This window comes from Pantoea sp. BS_8 (assembly GCF_041954965.1).
GTDB lineage: Bacteria > Pseudomonadota > Gammaproteobacteria > Enterobacterales > Enterobacteriaceae > Pantoea > Pantoea stewartii.
The window spans coordinates 180470-188779 of record NZ_JAVAXU010000009.1 but is presented as its reverse complement, the minus strand read 5'-3'; the positions used below and the strand labels follow the sequence as shown (position 1 = coordinate 188779).

8 protein-coding genes are annotated in these 8310 nt (G+C 51.1%); all 8 read right to left on the bottom strand.

Annotated elements, in window-relative coordinates:
- The coding region (locus tag RAC65_RS16730) for a pilus assembly protein PilL (protein ID WP_375096918.1) at window positions 1–995 on the bottom strand (995 nt) is incomplete at its 3' end.
- A 346-nt stretch (window positions 996–1341) separates the two neighbouring features.
- Complete coding sequence (locus tag RAC65_RS16725; protein WP_375096917.1) at window positions 1342–1800, bottom strand: hypothetical protein; 459 nt, start codon at window positions 1798–1800, stop codon at window positions 1342–1344.
- Window positions 1800–2675, bottom strand: a complete 876-nt coding sequence (locus tag RAC65_RS16720; protein ID WP_375096916.1) for an STAS-like domain-containing protein — start codon at window positions 2673–2675, stop codon at window positions 1800–1802. Before RAC65_RS16720 ends, RAC65_RS16725 begins: the two co-directional genes overlap by 1 nt.
- Before the next feature lie 270 nt (window positions 2676–2945).
- Complete coding sequence (locus tag RAC65_RS16715; RefSeq protein WP_375096915.1) at window positions 2946–3377, bottom strand: DUF29 domain-containing protein; 432 nt, start codon at window positions 3375–3377, stop codon at window positions 2946–2948.
- 99 nt (window positions 3378–3476) lie between these two features.
- On the bottom strand, window positions 3477–4031 hold the full coding sequence (locus tag RAC65_RS16710) for a single-stranded DNA-binding protein (protein ID WP_325992165.1): 555 nt from the start codon (window positions 4029–4031) through the stop codon (window positions 3477–3479).
- A gap of 75 nt (window positions 4032–4106) precedes the next feature.
- The gene (locus tag RAC65_RS16705) at window positions 4107–4616 is read right to left on the bottom strand and encodes an STY4534 family ICE replication protein (RefSeq protein WP_194761733.1); all 510 of its coding nucleotides are present in this window, start codon (window positions 4614–4616) and stop codon (window positions 4107–4109) included.
- 631 nt (window positions 4617–5247) lie between these two features.
- Entirely contained in the window at window positions 5248–7266 is a 2019-nt protein-coding gene (locus RAC65_RS16700) for a DNA topoisomerase III (protein ID WP_375096914.1), read from the bottom strand.
- 14 nt (window positions 7267–7280) lie between these two features.
- Window positions 7281–8006, bottom strand: coding sequence for a PFL_4669 family integrating conjugative element protein (locus RAC65_RS16695; protein ID WP_375096913.1), 726 nt, complete (start codon window positions 8004–8006; stop codon window positions 7281–7283).
- Between the last annotated feature and the right edge of the window lie 304 nt (window positions 8007–8310).

Below are 8310 nucleotides of genomic sequence, written 5' to 3'. Positions count from 1 at the left end.
AGCGTACCCGTCGAATAAGTGGGTACGATACGGCTGTCCGCAGCGGGTGCCGGTGTGACAGCCGTGGACGGCTGCTGATGCACGACGGCAGAGGCTTTTGGTGCGGCATTCACTGTAGTCAGGGGGGCAGTTTTGGTTTTGACGTCTGTCGGCGTAATGACGGCGCGATTCTGCTTCGCCGTTGTGTGTGCAGCAGCTGCGGTTCCCGCTGAAACTAAAGAGGCTGGCTTTTGAGAATGGGCCGTTAAATTTCCGGAGGTTACTGACGACTGACTCTGCTGCAGTACCGGTGAGGGTACGCTGAGGCTCTGCGGTTTAAGCCCTGAGGGTGTGACCACATCGCCGGTGAAAGGGTTTCTGGCAAGCCCGGGTGCAGGCGTCTGTACTGATAGGGCTTTAGTCTGCACAACGGGAGCTGCGTATGGCCTGGTAACAGGGGCGCTGACCGCAGGGCGAATGGCCGGAAGGCTGGCAGCCGGCGCTGAAAAACTGCGGTACTGGTCACGGAGCTCGAAGCAGACCTCACGGTTTACTTCGTCCACCTTCAGACGCCAGGCGGGACCCGCGACAACCTGAAGCGCTTCGCTGAGCTTCAGCGGGCCGATGGTGCGCTGAACGGCGGGCAGCGGGCGGCTTAAAAGTTCAGAAAATGCAGCGGTCGTTGCTGAACACAGTGAATAGCCTGACTCAAGCAGCAGATAGCGGAATCCTTCACCGACCGTGCTGACCAGCTGCGCCGGCATAGTGATATCGACAACCTGATTCAGCGGGTCCAACTGCGCATCGGCAGGGCGGGTGCTGACCAGGGTATAGCGATCGTAGCGCACCACCTCAGGCGAGCGGTTGCGGTAGATATCATCAAACCGGGCCGGTGTGCGGCTGCGGGAATACACCGATGCGTTGTCTGTCGCGGCTGCATTCACACAGCCTGCCAGCATCACAGTGCAGGCAATGATGCCGGCACGTTTACCGGCCTGTCCGGAAGGTACTGCCATCAGGTTCCACCCCAGGAATAGTCTTAATCAGGATTGCTATTCTGGCTGTGGCGTAAAACCGGACAATTCAAAACTCTGACCGGGAATCTAACAAAAAAACTCGGGGCGGGCATTGAGAGAAAGAAGCGATAATTTACAGCTTGCGCTTTCATAAAAGGGGTTAGCGGACAAATGGATTGATGCTCTACGCAAAGAACTTATCTTACGAAATGTGTAAATGACTTAACCGTCCGTGGGAGATTTTTTTTCGCAGCAATATGACTCCACTGAATATCACCACGTGGGAACACCGCAAGCCCCAAAAACAAGTTTTGTGACCTAGCAGTGTTTTCATTTAGGTAGCGAGCTAATACTTTTTTGTTCGCGATTCGAATAACTCAATTTTTAGCTTTTCTGAGTGATCTAATACTTTCTGTATATATGCGGGTATTTTAGCTTTGTTTAGTCCCGCGCTATTAAATTCCGCCCCCGTACAAGCATCACATAGATCCAAATATTTTTCTTCAATCTTATTTAGTGGGTGAATCTTATACTCCTTGGCGAGATGGTTGATGAGCATTCCAACCTGACCTTGCCTTCCCAATATTTTTGCCTCTGTAATTTCTTTGTTTTCTTTGTTAGTTGACGACCAGTAAGAGCAAGACATTTCTTCTAAGGATTCTATTTTTTTTAGTACCTCTTCGACTCTTTTAGAAAAGTCCTGTGCTTTCACTGTATATCTTGTACGCCACCAGTTTGTAAATATAACCACCAAGCCGCCAATTAAAGCTGATGTAACAGCAATAGCTATTTTTTCATAATCCATTATTTCGCACCTTTAATATATCTAATGGCTTGTTCGGTCAAAAAAGGTTTATCACTTATGATGTTTAATTTTGATAAGAGCACATCTATATCATAACCGTTTTCACGGACTAAACCACCGAAAGCTTCTTCAAGGAAAGATGACCCGCAAGTAGAGGGCCCGTCTAATTCAAGGTTTACTAAATCATATTTTTCAAGAGCTGGTACAAGATGGTCTTCTCTCAAATGTTGACCGCTGGACGAACTATCTGATTTATAACGCCCAAAAGGAATTGATCTAAGTGTCTTTGAAAGAACGAGAGTGATTGATTTTGCTTCTGGCTCGTCGTGAAAATTTTTGCTGGTGACTTTGAAGGTAACTTTCGTCCCTTTTACTAAATCGTTCTTCTTTTGAAAAAGGATCTTGCCCGCTGAATTCGCCTCAAAATATGCAATTCCAGAATGTATCTTTAAGTTTAATATATTTTCATTTTCAAGTGCCCCTAGCAACGAGGGTAGTCCCTTCCCTCTGAATCCCCCTAAATCAAGTTCACCAGCCATAGCCATATTCAAAATTTGATCATCTTGCTGAGTTGTGGCTAAAGCAGGCAGTTTATTTAATATTGTAACCGGTATGGTAGCACCATAATCTAATAGAACAAGTTCAAGAGCGTCATCATCATAATTAACATATACAGAAAAGATATTTTTCTCTTTTGATCTGTAAGTGTCAGGGTAACCATGTTGCATGGAATTTAAAACTACTTCTGAGCCACAACTTAATAAATAACTAAGAGTAGAGTCTTCTAAATCACAGGAGCTAATTATTTCGACTAATTTCTCAATGATATCAAAACCAGAAGTTGACTCATTAAAATGATAAACACGCTCTTCCATTCTGTTTCCTTGTTATGGATGAAAATTAACACTAATGCTCAGGTGAGTTCTCCAGAGGGGGGCACTTGAACTTTTCCTTAAACATCAATCTATATAATCTTAATGGCTAAAGCAATGATCTTGCATCTTATTGATTTCAATAAGATATAATTACAATGGCGATAGTAACGAACTTGCTGCGTTAACTTGATCTACCACATTCTCTTATCAAAGATGATAAAAAGCCAGCATAAGCTGGCTGTGTTGATCCGTGACGAAACAGCGGCAGTTTTATTCCGGATAGAACTCCAGAGACAGGATCTGCCCCATATCCCAGATACAGTCTTCAGGAAACACATCAAGTTGCGTTTCCTGAGCGGCAGAAGAGACAGCATCGGCCCAGACGGTCGCAATCCAGTCTGGATCGGCCAGTGCCACTTTCAGACTCGGCGTACCTTTTATATGCAACGCCAGAGCTTTACGCTGCTCTTTAATGGTACGTTGCCAGCTTGATCCTCGGCGTCCAGACTGGAACTTCCATTTGAGAAGATGTGCAAGCAGAACCGCCATACGACTGGCTAATTCACGCTTTTCGCTTTTGCCCACGTCTTCGATCTCCTCGGCGATATTAGCAATATCAATCTCAGAGAAACGACCCGCACGCAGTAAAGCCGCCTGCTCCTGTGCCCAGGCAACAACATCGGCTTCATATCGTGTATTCATGGTTGATCTCCAGTGACATTCCTGATTTATGAATATCATTATAGAATAAAAAAGCGCCAGAAAAAACTGGCGCCGCGAGGGTGTAACCTAATGAATCCTTTACGAAATTGCGTAAATGGCCTTACGGCAGACTCCATAGCCGTGTCCGAGGAACGGTATGTCATCGTCAAAGTCCATTGGCGGCTCGTTCGCCGGATTACTCGGAGCCGTCTGTTGTGCCTGAGAAGGCTGAGGCTGTTGTGGCTGACCCCATCCGCTCTGCTGGCCTGACGGCTTATTGTTTCCACTGGTGTTGGTGCTGCTTTTAGCCCCGCCCAGCATCTGCATTGTTCCGTTTACATCAACCACGATTTCGGTCGTATAGCGTTTAGTACCTTCGCTATCCTGCCATTCCCGTGTTCTGAGTTTGCCTTCGATATAGACCTGTGAACCCTTACGCAGGTATTCACCGGCAATTTCAGCCAGCTTTCCAAACAGAACGACACGATGCCATTCGGTTTTTTCCCGGTTTTCACCGGTCTGTTTGTCACGCCAGGTTTCTGAGGTGGCCAGAGAAAGACTGGTCACTGCAGTGCCGTTTGGCATGTAACGAACATCAGGGTCCTGACCGAGGTTGCCGACCAGGATAACTTTGTTGACGCCGCGTGCGGACATAATGAATTCCTCTTAGAAATGGGGTTGAGAGGAACACACCCGCCGGGATGTGTTCCGGCGGTGTGTCCGTGACGCTTAGAAAGATTCCGGATCGTAAGCCTTTTGAGTGGCCGGACCGGTTTCTGGCGTCTGGGAAGCGTTAGGAGCCTTGTAAACAATGTCCTGCCCCTTTTTGATGAACTCGACCTTTATCAGGCGAGCCTTCAGGGAGGGACGTGATTCACCGGCGTGCTCACCGCTTTGCAGGGTAAACACATCGGCTTTCAGGCCACTGAGGACAAATCCAATCAGGACTTTTTCCTCTTCATCAACGGCTTTCTGGCAACGGTTGATGAGGGAGGTCGCTTCTTTACCCGATACAGTAATGTCGAAGCGGGTATAGGATGCACTGTCAGTCGGACCAGTCAGGGCATTGATAACGGCGCAGGTAAATTCACCTTTTTGCCCCTCAAGACGACGAATCGAACTGAGGTAGCCGATACCACTGACGTTGAGGTTGAAATACTCTTTCTGGTTGTTGCCGGTAGTGACAGAGCCAGCAGAGGCAGTGTTGTTTGAAGCAGGGGTGTTTGCAGTTGCAGTCATGATGTTATCTCCGGAGTAAAACGAAACAGGGTGCGGAGAAACATCAGTCCCGTGCGGGAGAGAGTTTCCCGCAGGGGGTCAGCAGATAACTGCCGACAGGCTGTATTGGTGAAGTGGACCTTGACCTTAAAAGGCACCTGTTTGCAAAGGTTAAACAGGTTTAAACCGCCCGAAAGCGCCATCTCTCAGGTTGTGATGGCATTGGCATGTGATTACCCGAAGGCGTTCCTCTCAAATCACCGGAACATTGGCAGTTGTCGGAAGGACAACGTTTAGCCTCTTTATCTTTCACGCACACGCGGCGCTTGTCAATCTGGCCGCGTATAAAAATTCATCAGTGCGCGGATAATAAAAAGCGGCACCTCTCGGCACCGCCATCGGGGTCTGCACCATCGACCTTTTGTTAACCTGCCTGAGGCAGTTGCTCCGCTGGCGTGTTCAGCGCCCGGCACGGGTTTCACGGAGTTTTCGTGCCTTACCGTCTCACGCTCAGGTGTGTGCATGGGCGGTCAGTCTGTACTCCGGCAACACATGCATTAGATGCTAACGGAGCCCGCAGTCACGGGGTGCGGCTTCAGAGCCGGCGTCACAATAACAAAGGCGCTACCCGCCCGCAATCGGATAAAACGGGTTAATTCTTTTTTGTTTTTGGCGACTTAGCGCGGGCGGGGCTTTTACGCCTGCCTGAATCCAGACTGATGATGCCTTTGCATTCCGGGTAACGCGTACAACTGCGGAATTCTCCTTTAGGGCTTCTGCGAAGGGCAGTTTTGCTGCCGCAGAGCGGGCACGGAGGCGAAGGCGGCACCCGGATGCTGATGCGCTGCTGCATTCCCTGGCTGACCAGCGTCGAGGTCCAGGCGGTCTGACGCTGCAGAAAGTCGTTCAGGTTCATACGGCCGGCAGCCACTTCATCAAGCGCCTGCTCCCAGAGCGCAGTCATACCCGGGTCGGTCAGCTGCGCTGGCAGGGCATCAATGACGTCCGCCCCCAGTTCTGTTGCCAGCAGTTTGCTGCCTTTGAGCGTGATGAAACGACGGCTGAGCAGTTGCTCGATGATGCCGGCACGCGTTGCTTCAGTGCCGAGCCCGGCGTTTTCTTTGAGGATTTTACGCAGCTGAAGGTCCGCGACATAAGTAGCGGCGTTCATCATGGCACCAATCAGCGTGTCAAAGCTGTAGTGCGCAGGCGGCTGGGTCATCAGCTGTTTAACGTCTGCGCCAGTAACGCCGCACTGTGACCCTTTGCTGAGCGGTGGAAGGGCTCCTGCGCTCTCTTCGTCATTAACTTTCTTATCCTCTTCATCCTTTGTAAACAGCAGTTTCCAGCCCTTTAAGACTTCAGTGCGGCCAGTCGTGCGGAACAGCTGGCCACCGATATCAAAGGAAATACGCGTTGCGTCCGATTCACTGAGTGGAAGGAACTGGGCAAGGTAGTTGCGGCGGATAAGCAGGTAAACCTGACGCTCAGTCTCAGTCAGGGTGGACAGCTGAACGGCATTGCGTGTGGGGATAATGCCGTGGTGCGCCGTGATTTTTTTATCGTTCCAGATGCGGGAAACAAATCCTCTGTCCAGCTGTGAAAGCAGGGATGCGAACTCAGGTGAGGGGTCAGTCCGCGCCATGGCATCAAACACGGCCGGGATTTCTTCCCGCATTGATTCCGGCAGCCAGCCGCAGTCTGTGCGGGGATAGGTTGTGGCCTTATGCTTTTCATACAGGCTCTGAGCAGTGTCCAGCACCTGCTGTGGCGACATATTCCACATCTTGCCGCAGGCCCGCTGCAGCGTTCCCAGTGAAAAAGCCAGCGGGGCGGGCTCTTTCTCGCGTTTTGTTTCGTACTCCGTCACCGTAGCGACACCCGCCTGACGGCAGAGCTGCGCCACCTGCTGAGCAATATTCTGAAGAATACAGCGCTTTTCCTCATCCGCATAGACGGCGGCCGGCACCCATGACGCCTGAAAACTGACACCTGAGGCGCTGAGCGTTGCCTTAACCTGCCAGTAGGGCTTCGGCACGAAAGCGGCAATCTCACGGTCCCGACGAACAACCAGTGCCAGCGTGGGCGTCTGTACCCGACCGACTGAGACCACGCCCTCAAAACCTGCTTCGGCTGCCCGGAGGGTATACAGCCGGGACAGGTTCATGCCGACCAGCCAGTCCGCGCGTGAACGACCCAGCCCGGCATGGTACATCCCGACCGAAGCCTGTCCCGGACGCAGGTCGCTCAGAGCAGCCCGGACGCTGAGCTCGTCCAAAGCCGAGAACCACAGGCGCAGAATTTTCCCCTCCCAGCCGCAGTAGTCCAGCAGTTCGCGGGCGATGACTTCACCTTCGCGATCGGCGTCGGTGGCAATCACCACTTCATCTGCCACCCTGAGCAGTTTCTCAATGACTTTGAACTGATCCTGCGTGTCCTTTTTAACGACAACCTGCCACGCTGAAGGGAGGATTGGCAGCGCAGACAGCGACCAGGGCTTGCCGTACTGCTGGCCATAGACCTCTGGGGGCGCGGTCTCCAGCAGATGACCGACCGCCCAGGTGACCGTCACGCCGTTACCCGTCATAAAACCGTCACCCCGGCGGGTCGCGCCCAGTACCCCGGCCAGATCGCGGCCCTGGGAGGGTTTTTCGCACAAGAATAACCGCATCACCGGCCCCCCGCTTACTGGCCAGCTTTATAGCGCAGGCGCAGAAGGTTCACGCTGGCTTCATTAACTGGCGGGGAGAACGCCGAGCGTTTGTCACCGAGCAGAACGGCCCGGTCGGGTTCACCAGCTGCTTCGCAAGCTTTTCGCCAGGTTTCATTATCTTCAGCGGCATCGATACGAGTGGCGTCAACATGACGGTATGAAAGTACCGCACCGTAAATCTGTCGTAGAAGACGACCACCTTCGCTCAGATACTGATCTCTTTTAGAACGTGTTATAAGACCGTAATGTGATGCCTGCAAAACCTTTTTGGCAAACTGATCGAATCCCATGAGCAGGAATACACAGCGATAACCCAGAGGGGTTCGGGTAAAGACATTAATGTCGAGTGGCTCAGCTGATTCAACGTCGCTGACCGACACACCTTTAGGCAGCATGCTCATGTCTTTATCAATCTGTTCCAGCAGAGAAGTCATGGCTTCAGAAGCAGACCTTATTTTTTCTTCAAGCTGGTACATCGCCTGATCTGCCCAGGGGTTATTCCTGAGCGAATCCTGATTTATCTGGCCTGCTCTCTGGAAAAACTGAGGCATACCGATGATCCCGTGTCGCCCGGGCTTATCAGACTCATTCTTTTCAGGTTTGCGTCCCTGCCAGAGTCCAATTGCATAATTAGTATGAAGCGCTATCGTCATTTCGGACTGCAATGCGCCCGTCCGCTTGTCCGTTTTATCAGCCATTGTTGTCACCTGCCGTCAGTTAAGATGAGGCGACATAGTCCTGAATTATCAGGTTTTACAACAGCCTGAAACTCATAATTCCAAACCGCTAATTATTATCAGTAAATCTCAAGACCCTAAAGCACCAGCTGAGCTGATTATATTTAGACACTGTTGCGCTCCGCATCTCTGTTTGCTATTTGACCGCTGTTGCGCCCCGCAACACTGGTTGTTATTTGATCGCTGTTGCGCCCCGCAACACTGGTTATTATTTGACCACTGTTGCGCCCCGCAACACTGGTTGTTATTTGACCGCCACTCCGCT

Coding starts and splice junctions, on each gene's coding strand:
- RAC65_RS16720 (WP_375096916.1), bottom strand. CDS start 2,675: ATGGAAGAGCGTGTTTATCATTTTAATGAGTCAACTTCTGGTTTTGAT.
- RAC65_RS16725 (WP_375096917.1), bottom strand. CDS start 1,800: ATGGATTATGAAAAAATAGCTATTGCTGTTACATCAGCTTTAATTGGC.
- RAC65_RS16715 (WP_375096915.1), bottom strand. CDS start 3,377: ATGAATACACGATATGAAGCCGATGTTGTTGCCTGGGCACAGGAGCAG.
- RAC65_RS16710 (WP_325992165.1), bottom strand. CDS start 4,031: ATGTCCGCACGCGGCGTCAACAAAGTTATCCTGGTCGGCAACCTCGGT.
- RAC65_RS16705 (WP_194761733.1), bottom strand. CDS start 4,616: ATGACTGCAACTGCAAACACCCCTGCTTCAAACAACACTGCCTCTGCT.
- RAC65_RS16700 (WP_375096914.1), bottom strand. CDS start 7,266: ATGCGGTTATTCTTGTGCGAAAAACCCTCCCAGGGCCGCGATCTGGCC.
- RAC65_RS16695 (WP_375096913.1), bottom strand. CDS start 8,006: ATGGCTGATAAAACGGACAAGCGGACGGGCGCATTGCAGTCCGAAATG.